This is a genomic window from Methylobacterium trifolii (assembly GCF_022179685.1).
Taxonomy (GTDB): domain Bacteria; phylum Pseudomonadota; class Alphaproteobacteria; order Rhizobiales; family Beijerinckiaceae; genus Methylobacterium; species Methylobacterium trifolii.
Genome location: NZ_BPRB01000252.1, coordinates 1 through 16,365 on the forward strand (window position 1 = coordinate 1; position 16,365 = coordinate 16,365).

Annotated in this window: 19 protein-coding genes; 11 read left to right on the forward strand and 8 right to left on the reverse strand. The window is 70.7% G+C overall.

From position 1 onward, the window contains the following. The 6 genes from COGEMETH_RS20330 to dprA form a co-directional block, all read left to right on the forward strand. The coding region (locus tag COGEMETH_RS20330) for an aspartate carbamoyltransferase (RefSeq protein WP_507763001.1) at window positions 1-488 on the forward strand (488 nt) is incomplete at its 5' end. A gap of 18 nt (window positions 489-506) precedes the next feature. After that, window positions 507-722, forward strand: a complete 216-nt coding sequence (locus tag COGEMETH_RS20335) for a type II toxin-antitoxin system HicA family toxin (protein ID WP_238184422.1) — start codon at window positions 507-509, stop codon at window positions 720-722. Between the two features lie 4 nt (window positions 723-726). Next, on the forward strand, window positions 727-1,017 hold the full coding sequence (locus tag COGEMETH_RS20340) for a type II toxin-antitoxin system HicB family antitoxin (RefSeq protein ID WP_238184423.1): 291 nt from the start codon (window positions 727-729) through the stop codon (window positions 1,015-1,017). A 58-nt stretch (window positions 1,018-1,075) separates the two neighbouring features. Beyond that, on the forward strand, window positions 1,076-2,383 hold the full coding sequence (locus tag COGEMETH_RS20345) for a dihydroorotase (RefSeq protein ID WP_238184424.1): 1,308 nt from the start codon (window positions 1,076-1,078) through the stop codon (window positions 2,381-2,383). Continuing rightward, window positions 2,383-2,988 carry a glycerol-3-phosphate 1-O-acyltransferase PlsY gene (plsY, locus tag COGEMETH_RS20350; protein WP_238184438.1) on the forward strand — a complete coding sequence of 202 codons (606 nt, stop codon included), beginning with the start codon at window positions 2,383-2,385 and terminating at the stop codon, window positions 2,986-2,988. The genes COGEMETH_RS20345 and plsY overlap by 1 nt, the downstream gene beginning before the upstream one ends. Window positions 2,989-3,131: 143 nt before the next feature. Further along, the gene (gene dprA / locus COGEMETH_RS20355; RefSeq protein ID WP_238184425.1) at window positions 3,132-4,292 is read left to right on the forward strand and encodes a DNA-processing protein DprA; all 1,161 of its coding nucleotides are present in this window, start codon (window positions 3,132-3,134) and stop codon (window positions 4,290-4,292) included. 214 nt (window positions 4,293-4,506) lie between these two features. On the opposite strand, the gene COGEMETH_RS20360 is transcribed toward dprA, so the two are convergent. Beyond that, complete coding sequence (locus tag COGEMETH_RS20360; protein WP_238184426.1) at window positions 4,507-4,890, reverse strand: TonB family protein; 384 nt, start codon at window positions 4,888-4,890, stop codon at window positions 4,507-4,509. Between the two features lie 248 nt (window positions 4,891-5,138). Between COGEMETH_RS20360 and COGEMETH_RS20365 the strand changes: the two genes are divergently transcribed. From COGEMETH_RS20365 to gatB, 3 genes are all read left to right on the forward strand, one after another. Continuing rightward, complete coding sequence (locus COGEMETH_RS20365; RefSeq protein ID WP_238184427.1) at window positions 5,139-6,593, forward strand: MmgE/PrpD family protein; 1,455 nt, start codon at window positions 5,139-5,141, stop codon at window positions 6,591-6,593. 109 nt (window positions 6,594-6,702) lie between these two features. Beyond that, a complete protein-coding gene (locus COGEMETH_RS20370; RefSeq protein WP_238184428.1) occupies window positions 6,703-7,482 on the forward strand; it encodes a class I SAM-dependent methyltransferase in 780 nt (259 codons plus the stop codon). Between the two features lie 70 nt (window positions 7,483-7,552). After that, window positions 7,553-9,025 (forward strand): Asp-tRNA(Asn)/Glu-tRNA(Gln) amidotransferase subunit GatB, encoded by a 1,473-nt coding sequence (gatB, locus tag COGEMETH_RS20375; protein ID WP_238184429.1) that lies wholly within the window; start codon window positions 7,553-7,555, stop codon window positions 9,023-9,025. Between the two features lie 582 nt (window positions 9,026-9,607). Here the strand turns inward: gatB and COGEMETH_RS20380 are convergent. From COGEMETH_RS20380 to COGEMETH_RS20405, 6 genes are all read right to left on the reverse strand, one after another. Beyond that, a complete protein-coding gene (locus COGEMETH_RS20380) occupies window positions 9,608-10,114 on the reverse strand; it encodes a DUF3280 domain-containing protein (RefSeq protein WP_238184430.1) in 507 nt (168 codons plus the stop codon). A 100-nt stretch (window positions 10,115-10,214) separates the two neighbouring features. After that, window positions 10,215-11,252 (reverse strand): efflux RND transporter periplasmic adaptor subunit, encoded by a 1,038-nt coding sequence (locus tag COGEMETH_RS20385; protein WP_238184431.1) that lies wholly within the window; start codon window positions 11,250-11,252, stop codon window positions 10,215-10,217. Further along, window positions 11,252-11,446: a DUF1656 domain-containing protein gene (locus COGEMETH_RS20390; protein ID WP_238184432.1), complete on the reverse strand. Its 195-nt coding sequence runs from the start codon at window positions 11,444-11,446 to the stop codon at window positions 11,252-11,254. Before COGEMETH_RS20390 ends, COGEMETH_RS20385 begins: the two co-directional genes overlap by 1 nt. A gap of 24 nt (window positions 11,447-11,470) precedes the next feature. After that, window positions 11,471-13,504 carry an FUSC family protein gene (locus COGEMETH_RS20395; RefSeq protein WP_238184433.1) on the reverse strand — a complete coding sequence of 678 codons (2,034 nt, stop codon included), beginning with the start codon at window positions 13,502-13,504 and terminating at the stop codon, window positions 11,471-11,473. A gap of 9 nt (window positions 13,505-13,513) precedes the next feature. Then, window positions 13,514-13,936 carry a DUF4345 domain-containing protein gene (locus COGEMETH_RS20400; protein ID WP_238184434.1) on the reverse strand — a complete coding sequence of 141 codons (423 nt, stop codon included), beginning with the start codon at window positions 13,934-13,936 and terminating at the stop codon, window positions 13,514-13,516. A 162-nt stretch (window positions 13,937-14,098) separates the two neighbouring features. Next, window positions 14,099-14,419, reverse strand: coding sequence for a hypothetical protein (locus COGEMETH_RS20405; RefSeq protein ID WP_238184435.1), 321 nt, complete (start codon window positions 14,417-14,419; stop codon window positions 14,099-14,101). A 251-nt stretch (window positions 14,420-14,670) separates the two neighbouring features. Here COGEMETH_RS20405 and COGEMETH_RS20410 point away from each other — a divergent pair, with 251 nt between their 5' ends. Then, window positions 14,671-15,306, forward strand: coding sequence for a glutathione S-transferase N-terminal domain-containing protein (locus COGEMETH_RS20410; RefSeq protein ID WP_238184436.1), 636 nt, complete (start codon window positions 14,671-14,673; stop codon window positions 15,304-15,306). Window positions 15,307-15,334: 28 nt separating this feature from the next. Here the strand turns inward: COGEMETH_RS20410 and COGEMETH_RS20415 are convergent, their stop codons facing one another. After that, complete coding sequence (locus COGEMETH_RS20415; RefSeq protein ID WP_238184437.1) at window positions 15,335-15,871, reverse strand: DUF2147 domain-containing protein; 537 nt, start codon at window positions 15,869-15,871, stop codon at window positions 15,335-15,337. A gap of 231 nt (window positions 15,872-16,102) precedes the next feature. Here COGEMETH_RS20415 and COGEMETH_RS20420 point away from each other — a divergent pair. After that, the coding region (locus tag COGEMETH_RS20420) for a nucleoside-diphosphate kinase (protein WP_283215034.1) at window positions 16,103-16,365 on the forward strand (263 nt) is incomplete at its 3' end.

A 16,365-nucleotide genomic window follows, 5' to 3' on the forward strand; every position in this document is an offset into this window, starting at 1 on the left:
GCCGCAACACCGGGCGGATCGAGGGCCTGCGGATCGCGATCTGCGGGGACGTGCTGCATTCCCGCGTCGCCCGCTCGAACATCATCCTGCTCCAGGCCCTCGGCGCCCGCGTCCGGGTGATCGGCCCCTCGACGCTGCTGCCCGCCGGGATCGAGCGCTTCGGCGTCGAGGTCTTCACCGACATGCGCAAGGGGCTTTCGGGCTGCGACATCGTGATGATGCTGCGCCTCCAGCGCGAGCGCATGAACGGCTCCTTCGTGCCCTCGGTGAAGGAGTACTTCCGCTATTACGGCCTCGACGCAGACAAGCTGGCGCTGGCCGCACCCGGCGCCCTGGTCATGCATCCCGGCCCGATGAACCGCGGCGTCGAGATCTCCTCCGAGATCGCGGACGGGGCGCAGTCGCTGATCCGTGAGCAGGTGGAGATGGGCGTGGCCGTGCGCATGGCCGTGCTGGAGGCCCTGGCGATGCATCTGCCGAATGCGTAGGGCGACAGGATCGGTACGATGCCTCCCCGCACCTCCGAGCTCGACCTGCGGGCGATCGGGAAGCGTCTGGAGCGCGAAGGCTGGACCGTCCGAGTGGCGACCGGTGACCACGACGTCTACAAGCATCCTACCAAGCCGGGCCGGATTCCCGTCCCTCACGGGCGCGGCAACCTTCCGCTCGGCACGGCGCGGAGCATCGCAGGTCAGGCGGGCTGGCTGGAGCAGGGAAGGTGACGCGATGATCCGGTATCTCGGCATCCTCGAGAGGGACCCCGGCTCCCTCTGGGGCATCTGGTTTCCCGATCTGCCCGGCTGCGCCACGGCGGGAGAAACGGCGGATATCGCCTTGGACCGCGCCCCGGACGTGCTGCGCCTCTGGATCGAGGACGCCCAGACCGAGAACGAAGCCCTGCCGAGGGCGCGCTCGATCGAGGACCTGAAGCAGGATGCGGAGGTTCGCGAAGCGCTCTCCGCCGGCCATGCCGTGATCGTCGTGCAGATTCCGGAGTTCGAGGCGATGGCAGGGTGACGATGCCGCCGAAATCCGAGCGCGCCAGACCGGCCTCCTCGCGGGCGAGGGAACTGCGATGAGCGCCCATGTCCTCCTCACCAACGCCCATCTCTGCGATCCGGCCTCCGGCCGCGAGGGCCCCGGCTCGATCCTGATCCGCGACGGGCGCATCGGTGACGTGGCCTGGGGCCCGCGGCCCGGCGCGCCGGAGGACTGCCGAACGATCGATTGCGGCGGCCATGTCCTCGCCCCCGGCCTTATCGACATGCGCGCCTTCGTGGGCGAGCCCGGCGCCGAGCACCGGGAGACCCTGGCCTCGGCCAGCGCCGCGGCGGCGGCCGGCGGCGTCACCACCCTGGTCTGCATGCCCGACACCAACCCCGTCATCGACGGACCGGCGATCGTGGACTTCGTACTGCGCCGGGCCCGCGACACGGCCTGCGTCGGCGTGCTGCCCGCGGCCGCGATCACCAAGGGGCTCGCCGGCCGGGAGATGACCGAGTTCGGCCTGCTCCAGGAGGCCGGCGCGGTGGCCTTCACGGACGGCCTGCGCGCCGTCACCAACGCGCAGGTGATGCGCCGGGCGCTGACCTACGCGCGGGATTTCGGCGCCCTGGTGATGCAGCACGTCGAGGAGCCGGACCTCGTCGGCGAGGGCGTGATGAACGAGGGCGAACTCGCCTCCCGCCTGGGGCTGGCCGGCATTCCCCGCGAGGCCGAGACCGTGATGCTGGAGCGCGACATCCGCCTCGTGCGGCTGACCGGCGCCCGCTACCACGCGGCGATGATCTCGTGCGCCGATTCCGTCGAGATCGTGCGCCGGGCCAAGGACGCCGGCCTGCCCGTCACCTGCGGCGTCTCGGTCAACAACCTCGTCCTGAACGAGGGCGACATCGGGCATTACCGCACCTTCTGCCGGCTCTCGCCGCCGCTCCGCAGCGAGGCCGACCGGCATGCGGTGGTGGCGGGCCTGAACGCGGGCGTGATCGACGTGGTGGTCTCCGACCACAACCCGCAGGACGTGGAGACCAAGCGCCTGCCCTTCGCCGAGGCCGCGGACGGGGCGCTGGGCATCGAGACCCTGCTGGGCGCGAGCTTGCGCCTCGTCCACACCGGGGACGTTTCCCTGATGCGGCTGCTGGCGGCGCTGACCGCCAACCCGGCCGGCATCCTCGGCCGCGCGGCCGGCCGGCTCGCGGTGGGCGCGCCCGCCGACCTCGTGCTGATCGACCCGGACGTTCCCTACGTCCTCGACAAGCGCGACCTGAAATCCCGCTCCAAGAACTCGCCCTTCGACGAGGGCCGCCTCCAGGGGGCGGCCGTGCTGACGATGGTCGGCGGACGCATCGTCCACCGCGGCCCCGACTTCGCGGCGGCCGCGTGATGGAGGCCGCCGACCTCGCCACGCCTTACGCCGCCGGCTGCCTGCTCCTCGGCTACGGGCTCGGCTCGATCCCGTTCGGCCTGATCCTGACGAAGTTCGCCGGGCTCGGCGACGTGCGCGCGATCGGCTCGGGCAACATCGGCGCGACCAACGTGCTGCGCACCGGCCGCAAGGGGCTGGCCGCCGCGACCCTGCTCGGCGACGCCCTGAAGGGCACCGCCGCGGTGCTCCTCGCCAGGCAGTTCGGCGAGGGTCCGGCGCTGGCGGCCGGGCTCGGCGCCTTCCTCGGCCACCTCTTCCCGGTCTGGCTCGGCTTCAAGGGCGGCAAGGGGGTCGCGACCTTCATCGGCGTGCTGCTGGCCCTGAGCCCGCTGGCTGTGGCGGCCTTCGCCGCGATCTGGCTCGGCCTCGCCTTCACCCTGAAATACTCGTCGCTGGCCGCGCTCGCGGCCTCCGCCGCCACGCCCCTCGTCCTGTGGGCGCTGCACCGGCCCGCCGAGGCGCTGCTGTTCCTCGCGCTCGGCCTGCTGCTATGGTTGAAGCACGCGCCCAACATCCGGCGGCTGCTCGACGGCAGCGAGGGTCGAATCGGGCAGAAGGGCTGAAGAATACTTGTGCGCGCCGAACCCGACCGATGGTCGGGTTCGGCGCGTCCGGCGGATGCCCGCGGCCGCGCAGTCGCGCGGGCGACATATGATGAGTCAGGCTCATCACATGCCGATATGACCCGTGGAGGTCGGGGGACGCGATGCAACTCAGCGACGCCCAGCGGGTCGACTGGCTCCGGCTGATCCGCACGGAGGGCGTCGGCCCGCGCACCTTCCGCACCCTGATCAACCGCTTCGGGGGCGCCGCCGCCGCCCTCGACGCCCTGCCGGAACTGACCCGGCGCAAGGGCAAGGCGGTCGTCCCGCCGACACGGGCCGCGGCGGAGGCCGAGATCGCGGGGGCCGCGCGACTCGGCGCCCGCCTCGTCGCCACCGGCGAGGCCGCGTATCCGGCCCTCCTCCAGGCCGCCGATTCCGCGCCCCCACTGGTCGCCGTGCGCGGTGCCGCCTCCGCCCTGGCGCAGCCGGCGGTGGCCATCGTCGGCTCGCGCAACGCCTCGGCCGCGGGGCTCGCCTTCACCGAGCGGCTGGCGCGGGGCCTGGGCGAGGCCGGCCTCGTCGTCGTCTCGGGGCTCGCCCGCGGCATCGACGCCCGCGCCCACAAGGCGTCCATGCCCACGGGCACCGTTGCGGTCCTGGCCGGCGGCCACGACCGGATCTATCCCGCCAACCACGCCGCCCTGGTCGAGGCGATCCTGGAAGCCGGCGGCGCCGTGGTGGCGGAGATGCCGATGGGCTGGGAGCCGCGCGGACGGGACTTCCCCCGGCGCAACCGCATCATCTCGGGGCTGGCCTACGGCACGGTTGTGGTCGAGGCCGCCCGCCGCTCCGGCTCGCTCATCACCGCGCGCTTCGCCCTGGAACAGGGCCGCGAGGTCTTTGCCGTGCCGGGCTCGCCGCTGGACCCGCGGGCGGAGGGCACCAACGACCTGATCCGCCAGGGGGCGACCCTGGTGGCGGAGGTGGACCACGTCCTGGGCGTGATCGCGCCCCTGATCGAGGGCGGGGGGGCGCCCGCCGCGGACCGCCCGGAACTGGCCGACCAGCCGCTGTTCTGGGACGAGATCGACATCGACGGCATCACCATCCCCCGGCCGGCGCCGTCGCTGGAGACCGAGGACCCGGTCGAGCCCGCCGACGAGCGCGGTCGCCTCGTGGCGATGCTCAGCCCCAGCCCGATCGGCACGGACGAACTCGCCCGCGCCACGGGCCTGTCGGTGCGCGTGGTCCAGACCGCCCTGCTCGAACTCGACGGCCGGATCGAACGCCATGGCAGCGGCGCGGTCTCGCTGATCCGCTAGAGCCGTGCCCGACCAAGTTGGGTCGGGCCACGGCTCCAGGTCTTTGTTTTGACACGCACTTTCACGACGAACCGGTATCCACTTCGTCGAAGTGCGCTCTAGGCGGCGCCATCGACGGCGCCCGTCATCCCTTCGATTCCCGACGCGCGCGTTTCCCCGGACGGGTGGAGCCTCCGCAAAGCGAAGCGCGTTCGGCGCGTGACGTGATGCCGATTCAGGGCCGCGCCCCGAAGCGCAGAGGAACCGTGATGTCGATCTCCCTGGCCTCCATGCCCTCCGGGAAGGGCGGGAACGCGAAGCCGACCGGGACGGTCGCGCGGGCCAGGGAATCGATGTCGGGCGAGCCGGAGCTCCGCGCCAACGTCGTCTTCGTGACGGTCCCCGACCGGTCCAGGCGGAGGGCGAGGAGGGCGACGCCGCCGCTCTCGGACCTGTAGCGGGTGTTCAGCATCCGGTTCAGGATGACCGTGGCGACCGCCCGCTGGTAGTCCTGGTGCTTGCCGACGAACGGCCCATTGATGCGGCCGCCTGCGCGCGACGGCATCGACAGTGCCAAGACCAGGCCGCATGCCAGGATGATCGTCGGTATGCGTCTCATCGATGAAAGCACCGCATCGCCAGGAGCGCCAAGAGCGCCAAGAGCGCCACCTCGGGCGCGGCCGGGATCGTAGCCGGCCGGATCGGAGGCAAGCAATGCGCGCGCCCGGTCCCGAACCAGCGGCGGCCGGTCTTTCAGCCGCCGGCGATTGAAACGAGCCGCCCCGCGCCGGCCTGCCCGGGCGCCCTACTTCCCGCCACGGGAGCGCATCGCCCGCGCCAGAACGAAAAGTCGCCGAAGGAAACGCCATGTCGAGCCTGAACCGCCGCGTGCTGCTCGGTGCCGCCGGGCTCGCCCTGGCCGGGGCGCCGGGGGCGTCGGCCGTCGCGAAGACCGCGGAGGCGCCCCCGCCTTCGCCGGCGCCGAAGGACGTGACCCGGACGCTCGCCCGCTACGTCGTCTCCGCCCGCTACGAGGACCTGCCCGAGGCGGTGCGCAAGGAGGCGACCCGCACCTTCCTCAACTGGGTCGGCGTCGCCGTCGGCGGCTCCCATCATGAGACCCTGGACGTGGCCGTCGCGGCGCTCCAGCCCTTCTCGGGGCCGCCCCAGGCCGGGCTGTTCGGGCGGCCGGAGCGCTTCGACATCATGAACGCCGCCTTCCTCAACGGCGTGTCGAGCCACATCTTCGACTACGACGACACCCACCTGAAGACGGTGATCCACCCGGCCGGCCCCGTAGCCTCGGCGATCCTGGCTTACGCCGCGATGAAGCCGGTCTCGGGCGCCGAGTTCCTCAACGCCCTGGTCCTCGGGATCGAGGCCGAATGCCGGATCGGCAACGCGGTCTATCCGAACCACTACGACGTGGGCTGGCACATCACCGGCACCGCCGGGGTCTTCGGGGCTGCCGCCGCGGCGGGCCGGCTGATGGGGCTCACCGAGCAGCAGATGGTCTATGCGCTGGGGCTCGCGGCCTCGCAGCCGGTGGGTCTGCGCGAATCCTTCGGCTCCATGAACAAGAGCTTCAATCCGGGCCGGGCCGCCTCGAACGGCCTGTTCGCCGCGATCCTGGCGGCCAAGGGCTACACCAGCTCGGACGGGATGATCGAGGCCAAGCGCGGCTGGGCCAACACCGTCTCCACCAAGCAGGATTACCGGGAGATCACCGAGGGGCTGGGCACCCGCTACGAGACCCTGCTCAACACCTACAAGCCCTTCGCCTGCGGCATCGTCATGCACCCGACCATCGACGCCGCGATCCAGATCCGCGACCAGGAGCGGATCAGCCCCGACCGGATCGCGCGGGTCGATCTCAAGGTCCATCCCCTGGTGCTGGAGCTGACCGGCAAGACGGCGCCGAAATCGGGCCTGGAGGGCAAGTTCAGCATCTACCACGCCGCCGCCGTGGCCTTCGTCGAGGGCGCGGGCGGGGAGAAGCAGTTCAGCGACCGGGCGGTGGCCGACCCGGCCGTGGTGGCGCTCCGCCAGAAGATCGTGCCGGTGGTCACGCCGGGCATCGCCGCGGCCCAGGTGGACATGACCGTGACCCTGGACGACGGCCGGACAGTGCACCGCTTCATCGAGCACGCCATCGGCAGCGTCGAGACGCCGATGACCGACGCGCAGCTGGAGCGCAAGTTCTCGGACCTCGCCGAGGGTATCCTGCCCGACGCCCGCACCCGGGAGGTTATGGGCATGTGCCGGTCGCTGCGCGACCTGCCGGACGCCGGCGCCGTCCTGCGCGCCGGGGCCTTGGCTTGATCGATCGCGACGGGGCGGTCACTCTCCACCGGACGACGGCGTCGCCGTCCGGCGCTCCGCCCACGCATCACCCGTTTCCCGACATGCCGCAGGAGGGCAGCACGGGCCGATGGCGACGACCAGGAAGCAGTTCGTCACCGGGGTGCCGAGCCACCGCAACGCCTATGACCTGTTCGACGGCCGCTGGGCCTCGGACCTCGGCGAGGTCGATCCGAGTTTTCCGCGGCAGGGGGTGCCGGGCTTTTCCACCGATCCGCGCCCGCGCCAGGCCGCCGAGCATCTCGGCCGGGACGGACGCTTCGAAGGCTACGACATCCTCGAACTCGGGCCCCTGGAGGCCGCCCACAGCTACCAGCTCGAACGGCTCGGCGCCCGCAGCGTGCTCGGGATCGAATCGAACACCGACGCCTTCGTGAAGTCCCTGATCGTCAAGAACATGCTCGGGCTGAACCGCTCGACCTTCCTGCTCGGGGACGTGGCGGCCCATCTCGCGGAGCCCGGCCCGCGCTACGACCTGATCTTCTGCTGCGGCATCCTCTACCACATGCTCGACCCGGTGGAGCTGATCCGGCTCGCGGCCGGGCGCAGCGACCGGCTCTTCATCTGGACGCATTACGTGCGCGACCAGCCCCGCCTGAAGCACCTCAAGCCGCGCCCCTACCGGGGCCACGGTCTGGATCTGACCCTCTACGAGTTCACCTATGTCGGGATCGGGCAGGGGACGTTCTGGGGCGGCAACCGGCCCCGCACCCACTGGCTCGACCTGCCGGCGATCCTCGCCATCCTGGCCCGGTTCGGCCTGAGCCGGACCACGATCATCGCCGACTGGCCGGACTTTCCCAACGGGCCCGCCGTGACCCTGGCCGCGAGCCGGCCCGGCGTGGCTTGACCGGCCCGGCGGCCGGTTCCTACACAGCAGCCTGACGAGGCCGCCCGCGCGGCGCACGAGAGAACGAGCCATGACGGCCCCCGTGAACCCGAAGAAGCTGATCAAGGGCGGATTGCACGATTGGGAGGTGGTGATCGGCATGGAGATCCATGCCCAGGTCACCAGCCGCTCGAAGCTGTTCTCCGCCGCCTCCACCGAGTTCGGGGCCGAGCCCAACGACCACGTCTCCCTGGTGGACGCGGCCATGCCCGGCATGCTGCCGGTGATCAACGCCGAATGCGTCGCCCAGGCCGTGCGCACCGGGCTGGGGCTCAAGGCAAAGATAAACCTGCGCTCGGTCTTCGACCGCAAGAACTACTTCTACCCGGACCTGCCGCAGGGCTACCAGATCTCGCAGTACAAGGACCCGATCGTCGGCGAGGGCGAGGTGCTGGTCGACCTGCCCGAGGGCGAGACCATCACGGTCGGCATCGAGCGCCTGCACCTGGAGCAGGACGCGGGCAAGTCGCTCCACGACCAGAACCCGACCCAGAGCTTCGTGGACCTCAACCGCTCCGGCGTCGCGCTGATGGAGATCGTCTCCCGGCCGGACCTGCGCTCCTCGGAGGAGGCGCGGGCCTACGTGACCAAGCTGCGCACCATCCTGCGCTACCTCGGCACCTGCGACGGCGACATGGAGAAGGGGAGCTTGCGCGCCGACGTGAACGTCTCGGTGCGCAAGCCCGGCGACCCGCTCGGCACCCGCTGCGAGATCAAGAACGTCAACTCCATCCGCTTCATCGGGCAGGCGATCGAGACCGAGGCCAGGCGCCAGATCGCGATCATCGAGGACGGCGGCACGATCAGCCAGGAGACCCGCCTGTTCGATCCGGGCAAGGGCGAGACGCGCTCGATGCGCTCCAAGGAGGAGGCGCACGATTACCGCTACTTCCCCGACCCGGACCTGCTGCCGCTGGAATTCGACCAGGCCTTCGTGGACGGGCTCGCCGTAGGGCTCCCGGAACTGCCGGACGCCAAGAAGGCGCGCTTCGTCTCCGATTACGGACTCTCGGCCTACGACGCGGGCGTGCTCGTGGCCGAGCGGGCGTCTGCCGACTACTACGAGGCCGTGGCGCGCGGCCGCGACGGGAAGGCGGCTGCCAACTGGGTCATCAACGAGCTGTTCGGGCGCCTGAACAAGGAGTCGCTCGGCATCGAGGCGACGCCGGTCTCGGCCGCGCAGCTCGGCGGCATCGTCGACCTGATCGGCGAGGGCGTGATCTCCGGCAAGATCGCCAAGGACCTGTTCGAGATCGTCTGGTCGGAGGGCGGCGACCCGCGCGCGGTCGTCGAGGCCCGCGGCATGAAGCAGGTCACCGACACCGGGGCGATCGAGGCGGAGGTCGACAAGATCATCGCCGCCAACCCCGACAAGGTCGCCCAGGCGAAGGAGAAGCCGACGCTCCTCGGCTGGTTCGTCGGCCAGACCATGAAGGCCACCGGCGGCAAGGCCAACCCGGCCGCGGTCAACGCGCTGCTGAAGGCCAAGCTGGGGATCGATTAGGCGTCTCGGCCCGAGCGTAGACGCTCCGTCTCGGGCCGACGCGGCGTTCAAAGCGGCCATGGACCGCGTTGCCGTGGCAACGTGGCAAAACACCGGGCCTCTCCTCGGAGAGCCGGTCGGCAACCAGACAGGGTCCTCATCCCGGGCGGAACCGGAACGCAGGCGGCTTGAGCCGGGGCATTTCGCGTATTCGAAGACGGACCGAATCGGCCGCTTCTGCGCCCCTGAAAGCCGCTTTCGTCCGGTTGTTCGTGTGGTGCCGCTGGACTTCGAGCCGAACCGGTCCCGGAGCCGTCTAAGCGGCCTTCTGCTGCGGTGGAGTCATCCCTGTCTCCTCCAGCTTGAAACGGCCTTCGTCATGCGAAGCTCCACGCTCCGGGGCCGGATGTGCCTGCATTCGCGAAGCACTTGATGAGACTGCGACCGTATAGCGGCAACGTCAATACCAAAAACACGGCCACGCCGGTCTACGTTCGGCGATCCGATACGTCCCCGCGCCGGAACCGAAGCGTTTCAACGACTTAACCCCGCTCACGCCGGCACGAAAAAGTTTGCCGAATACGCAAGTCGATCGTGCCCGATCTATTTGCCGCCGCCCATGTTGTTCTCGACCAGGTAGCGGATGCCCCGGTCGAAGGACTCGTCGGTATTGCCGCGCAGGTCCACGCTGTAGGCCTTCTCCGGGCCGCCGTTCAGGGGCTTCACGTAGACGTTGAGGTTGAGGATCAGGTTCGAGACCTTCTGCACCTCGGCCGTGATGGCGGCATCGGCCCCGAGCTTGCGGGCGAAGTCGTCGGCGCAGCCGTTGCAGCGGCGCAGGTCCGAACTCTTGGCGACCTCGTCCTTGACCGGCTCCGTCGAGACGATGGTGAACAGGCCCTTCTTCTCGAGCAGGTCGCGCAGTTCGGCGCTGATGCGCTTGAGCCGCTCCTGCTCCTGCGCATCGGGCGGGACGGGGGAGAGGTTCGAGAACTGGAAATCGAAGACCGCGGCCTTTTCGGGCGCGGCCTGCACGGCTCCGGCGCTCAAGCCCAGGATTGCAGCGGCCAGGATGGGATAGCGGAGTCCGGACGAGCGGATAGGCGTCATGGCGTTCCTCCAACGTGGCGCCTTTCGGCACCGTTGGGGACGAAACGCGCGGGCGCAGGCTTCTTTCCGTTTACATCGAGAGGAAGCGACAAGCCGTCGCTCACGGGCGCCCGGCCTCGGCCTCGCGCGTGGCGGACGGTTCAGCGGAGATCCGGCGGCGCAGGTCCATGAACCAGGCCGGCGCCGGGGCCCCGCCCTGGCCGACCACCACCGTGGCGGTCATGCCGGCGACCAGGGGGATGCCGGGCGGGACGTGGTCGATGCGGATGCGCACGGGCACCCGCTGGGCCAGCCGCACCCAGGTGTAGACGGGATCGACGTTCGGCAGCCCCTGGGTGCTCGGCGCGGCGTTCGCGGTGGAGATGCCCAGCGTCAGGCTCTCCACCGTGCCGCGCAGGTGGTCGGAATAGCCCATCAGCGCGATCTCGGCCGGGTCGCCGACGCGGATGGCCGCCGTCTTGGTCTCCTCGAAATAGCCGTCGATCCAGAAGGATTCGGTGTCGATGACCCGGATGTTGGCGGTGCCGGTGCCGGCGTAGTCGCCCACGCGCATCAGCAGGTTCGTCACCCGGCCGTTGACGGTGGAGAGGACTTGCGTGCGCTTCAGGTTGACCTTGGCCTGGGCGAGCTGCGCCTTGGCCGTGTCGAGGGCCGCCTCGGCGATCTTGGCGGTGCCGGCATATTGCTGCTTCTCCTCGACGGAGGTGGAGACCGTGGTCAGCGCCTGCCGGCGGGCGGACTGGGCGTTCTTGACCTGGAGGTCGGCCTCGCGGTTCTTGATCTCGGCCTCGGCGGAGGTGACGGCGACCTCGTAGTCGAACGGGTCGATCACGTAGAGCACGTCGCCCCGCTTCACCGACTGGTTGTCGGCGACCCGGATCTCCACGATCTGCCCCGCGACCTGGGGGGCGATGTTGGCGACCTGCACCCGCACCCGGCCGTCGCGGGTCCAGGGGGCGGTAACGTAGTATTGCCAGACGACCGTGGCCGCCGCGAAGGCCAGCACGAGGATGACGCCCGTCGCCAGCAGGCGGAACACGCGGCGCGCCCGCCCGCGCCGGACGGGCGCCGGCTCGACGGGATCGGCCGGCGCCGACCTGTCCTCGCCCGGCACCTGAGGATGATCTTCGTCGGCCATCAGAGGAACACGATCAGGAGCGCGAGGATGCAGACGTAGATGCCCGCCTCGGCGAGCGGCGGGTTGGCGACGTAGCGGGAGAAGCGGATGCGCGCGAAGAGCAGGCGCAGGAGCAGGAGGATCGCGAAGGCGCCGAGCGCGTAGGCGACGAAGGGGGAGACCAGAACCCCGCCGATCTGTAGCTCGTGTCGCATCGTTCTCCGGCCTGAACTCTCATCTCAAAACGCAGCGATGTCGAGGCGGCGCAGGAAGCGCCTGTGCCGGGCGACGACGCGGGCCGCGGTCACGAGGTCGGTGGCCGCGCGGGCGGCGATCATCCGGGTCGGGCGCGGCTCCCGCGAGGCCGCGCGGACGAGGTCGCGGGCGGCATCCTCCAGGCCCCAGGCATGGCCCGTGGCCAGGGCCGCCCGCCCGCGCCCGACGACGGCGTGCAACGCCTCCGACCGCCCGAGCGAACGAAACTGCGCGTGCGCCCGCGCCGCGGCCGATTCGAGCTGCGCCAGGGCGAAGGCGTGCACCATCTCCATCCGCCGCACGGCTCCGCTGCCCGAACCGTAGCCCGCGAACTGGAACAGGCGGTCGGCGTTCAGGCTGGTCCGGGTGGTGGCGTCGCCCCCTTCGCCGCGCATCGCCTCGGCCAGGGCGCGCCGGGCCGAATCGAGGGCGAAGGTCCGGTGCCGGGAGGCCGAGACCGGCAGGACGAGGCGCACGGCCAGGAACAGGATCATCGCCGAGGCGACGACCAGGTAGGCGTTCATCAGGAAGGTCTGCGGGTCGTAATCCTGCGGGTTGCCGGGCGCGATCAGCACGGGGGTGAAGACCAGGGCGATGAAGCCGACCGTGAAGGTCTTGGGGTGGAGGGACAGGAAGCAGGCCAGGAACACCACCGGCGCCAGGGCGATCATCAAGAGCGGATAGCCCTGGTTGCCGTTGAGGAACCCGAACAGGATCACCCCGGCGCAGAGCGCGGCCAGCGGCATCCCCATCAGCACGCCGAGGGCGAACTTCTTCGGGTCGGGCGTCACCGAGGAGAGGGCGCAGGTCGCCGCGACCTGGACCAGGGCGAACGAGGTCTGCGGCAGGCCGGCGGCGATCATGATGCCGGCGGTGATCCCGAAGGCGATGGCGACGCGCAGGGCCGCGCGCAGGGCCACGGGAAAGTCGCGATGCGTCGGCAGGCGTACGTCGCGTAACGGCACGTGGCCGTCCGAGAGGGCGCGCAGGCCGTCCTCGGCGAAGGTCGCCGCCTCCACGAAGTCCAGGGCGCGCTGGAGGGCGGCGACCTCGTCGATGGGACGCCCCCCGTCGCGGATCGCCGCATCGACGAGGTCGCGCAGGCGCGCGGCGGCGGCCGTGAGTTCGCCGGCATCGGGCTCGGCCGGGCCGTCCGAGGCGACCCGACGGCAGATCGCCAGCGCCTCCTCAATCGCAGGCGACGGCCGGCTCAGATGCGCCGCGGCGTTGGCGACCACGCGGCAGGTCGCCGCCATCACGTAGAGGGCGGCGATGGCGCTGCGGGCGCTGGCGGCACGGTAGGGGCCGTCGTCCAGTTCGCCCGCGATGGCGCTGGCCTCCGCCCGCATCGGCGCGATCCGGCGGATCAGGGCTGCGGTCCGCTCCGGTCCGGGATCGCCCCGCGTCAGGGCGTCCCGGGCGAAGGCCCTGGTGGCGGAGACCGCCTCGGCCAGGGTCGGCCGCAGGGTGCGCCAGGTGCTCGGCGAGGCGAGGGCGTCGTTGATGAAGGTGATGACCACGATGGCCACCGCGATCGCCGCGAGCCGCCCCACGGCGGCGTCGAAGGTGTTCTGCGGCGTGTCGATATGGGCGAGCGCGATGATGCCGACCGTGTAGCCCGACAGCATCGCCCCGTAGGCGCGGGTGTCCTGGAGGTACTGGGCCACGAACACGCACAGGCCGAGCCAGACCGTGAACGAGACCAGCAGCAGCACCCGGTCCTGCCCGAACAGGCCCATGAGCACGATCGAGACGATGCCGCCGACGATCGTGCCGAGGATTCGATAGGCCCCCTTCGAGATCGCCTGCCCGCGCTTGGGCTGGGCCAGGATCGCAACGCCGGTCGCGGCCGATGAGGCGCTGTCGAGCTGGAGCCAGAACGCCACGAAGAGGGCGATCGACATCGCCAGCCAGATCCGCAGGCCGAAGGCCCAGGCGGCGGGCTTGGGCACCAGGGCGTCGATCCGGTCGAGGGCGCGGTCGAAGCGGGAGGCCGGCGCGGGGGCGCTCCCGCTCATCGCGCGGCCTCACGCATCGCGGGTGAGGTCGATCGGCGCCGCCCGGTCACGACCTCGGGATGCCACCCGGCCCTGCCAGAGGCAGAGCAGGGGCGTCGCCACGAGTTCGACGGCCAAGGCGCCGAGCATGGTGAGCGAGGGCAGGCCGGTGAGATAGAGCCCGAGAAGCCGGGCCAGACCGCCGAGGACCACGACGAGAGTGAGGAAGCGGAACAGCCGGGTCTTGCCGGCGATGTCCGGCACGCAGACCCAGAACAGGATGCCGATGCCGGTGAGCAACCCCGAGAGGTAGCGGAAGTGGCTGTCGGTCGAGACGCTCTCGACGCCGCCCGCCAGCCCGTTCACGCCGAACAGTACCCCGTAGAGCCCGGCCGCCACCGGGATCACGGCGCCCAAAGCCACCACGCGCTGAAGCGCCTGCCGCTCGTTCATCGATCACCACGGGAGCATCCGGCCATCCGGAGAGCTTATACCAGTCTCATAGGTCATGACCTATGAGGCCCGGCGGACGGCCGCCGCCCTGCATTCGCGGGGGCAAAGCCTCAATGAGGCTTTGCGTCAAGCAATCCGGAGGCCGGGCGGTTCGGTCCGCGCTCAGGCTTTGTCGCCGCCCTTGAGCCGCTTGTTGCACTTGCTCCAGAACTGCGGCCATTTCGGCCCCCGGGACACCTTCTGCGCGTCGGCGAGGCCGCGCCACTCGGCGCCGCACTTCTTCTGGCGTTCGCGCGCCGCCATCTGCCCGGCGCTCGGCTCCTTGCCGCCCTTGGCGGCCGGCGCTTCGGCGGCGGGCGCCGGAGGCGTCGCCGCGGGGGCGGCAGCCGGCGGCTTGGCCGGGGGCGGGTCCTTGGCGAGGACGGGCTGGACGAGCAGTAGCGGCGCGGCGAAGGCCGCGGCCTTGAGGAAACGGGCGAGCATCCTGGCAACTCCGGACAAGGCCGCCGCGCACGAGCGCCGGCCCGCCATCACACCGGCCCGCGACCCGAACCACAAGGGGCGAAATCCCGCTTCCAACAGCCCCGTCCGATCCGATCTCGCAAACGTGAGCGTTCTCGCACCGACGCCTTGAGGGCGGCGGGGGAACCGGGCTAGCTAGGCCGGGTAGAGAGCAGGCGCCGCGGCACGGTCCGCGCTGCCGACAGGTCGAGCGATTCGGAGCCGGGAAAGCCATGGCCGCCGTGACAGGCAAGCCCATCGACGTCCACACCTGGAGCACGCCCAACGGCTGGAAGATCCCGATCATGCTGGAGGAATGCGGGCTGCCCTACCGGGTGGTGCCCGTGAACATCGGCAAGGGCGAGCAGACGGCGCCGGATTTCCTGGCGATCTCGCCCAACAACAAGATCCCGGCCATCGTGGACCACGACGGCCCCGGCGGCGAGCCGATCGCGATCTTCGAATCGGGGGCGATCCTGCAATATCTCGGCCGCAAGACCGGCTGCCTCTACCCCGCCGACGAGCGGGCGCGAGTGGCCGTGGACGAGTGGCTGTTCTGGCAGGTGGGCGGCTTCGGCCCGATGCTCGGGCAGACCCATCACTTCAAGATCTACGCCCAGGAGAAGATCCCCTACGCGATCGACCGGTTCGAGGCCGAGGCCAAGCGCCTCTACGGCGTGCTCGACCGGCGCCTGGACGGCCGGGACCACCTCGCGGGCGACTATTCCATCGCCGACATCGCGACGCTGACCTGGGCCAAGCTCCACGGCAAGCAGGGCGTCGACCTCTCCGGCCTGCCCAACGTCCGCCGCTGGCTCGATACGGTGCTGGCGAGGCCGGCGGTCAAGCGGGGCCTCGCCGCGATCTGATTTTTTGCGGCCTCTCCGATGGGCGGGCCTATTCCGCCTTGGCGGTCGCCGCCCTGGCGGCGGGCTTGGCCGGGCGGGGGGCGGACTCGGGCGTGACGACAGCGGCCTGCTGGTTCACGTCCGGCACCTTGGTCCAGGTCTGCGAGCCGCACAGGATCTTGAGCACGCAGCCCGAGACCGACAGTTCGGACGCGCTCTCGCGCTCCAGGCTGACCTGATAGATCTTGCCCTCCTCGATGTTGTAGAGTTCCCCGCTGAACTTCTCCTCGTCCGGCTTGAGGCCGTCGATGAGCTGGAGGCCGATGACGGGCCGGGAGCGCTTCTTCGGGTCCGGGTTCTTGAGATCGGTGCGCGGCGTGCCCGCATCGGTGTTCGGCACCTTGAGCCACACCACCTTGCCGCAGACCTGGGCCTGGCCGGCGCCGCAGCGGTCGATGCGGATCTTGGCGCGCCCGTCCCCCGTGAGCCAGGTGCCGGACGGGTCCTTGGCGGTGTCGGCCGAGGCGGTGGCCAGGCCGGCGAGCAGGAGGGCGCCGGAAAGGGTGGACGAGAGGGCGATGCGCATGGAACGTCTCCGAAGCTTGGCGCGCGGGGCGCGGGGGCGGGTGGAGGTCGGGTGCGACGGAGTACGCTGCCGCAATCGGGCGAATTTTCGGCGGTGTTGCAGCAAAGCCATGGCCGCGCTTGGTTGTCCCTCGGGTTGAGGGCAGGGAAGGCGCCCGCTATAAGCCCGGCGCCGCAGCGCTTTTTCCCGATGCGCTGCCGGGCGGACTTTTCCCGAGAACCTGGACTGACCATGGCCACCGAGCGCACCTTCTCCATCCTCAAGCCCGACGCGACGAAGCGGAACCTGACCGGCGCGGTGAACGCGGTGATCGAGAAGGCGGGCCTGCGCATCGTCGGACAGCGCCGCATCCAGATGAGCAAGGCGCAGGCCGAGACGTTCTACGAGATCCACAAGGAGCGCCCGTTCTTCGGCGAGCTCGTGGAGTTCATGACCTCGGGCCCCGTCGTCGTGCAGGTGTTGGAGGGCGAGAACGCCGTGGCCAAGTACCGGGA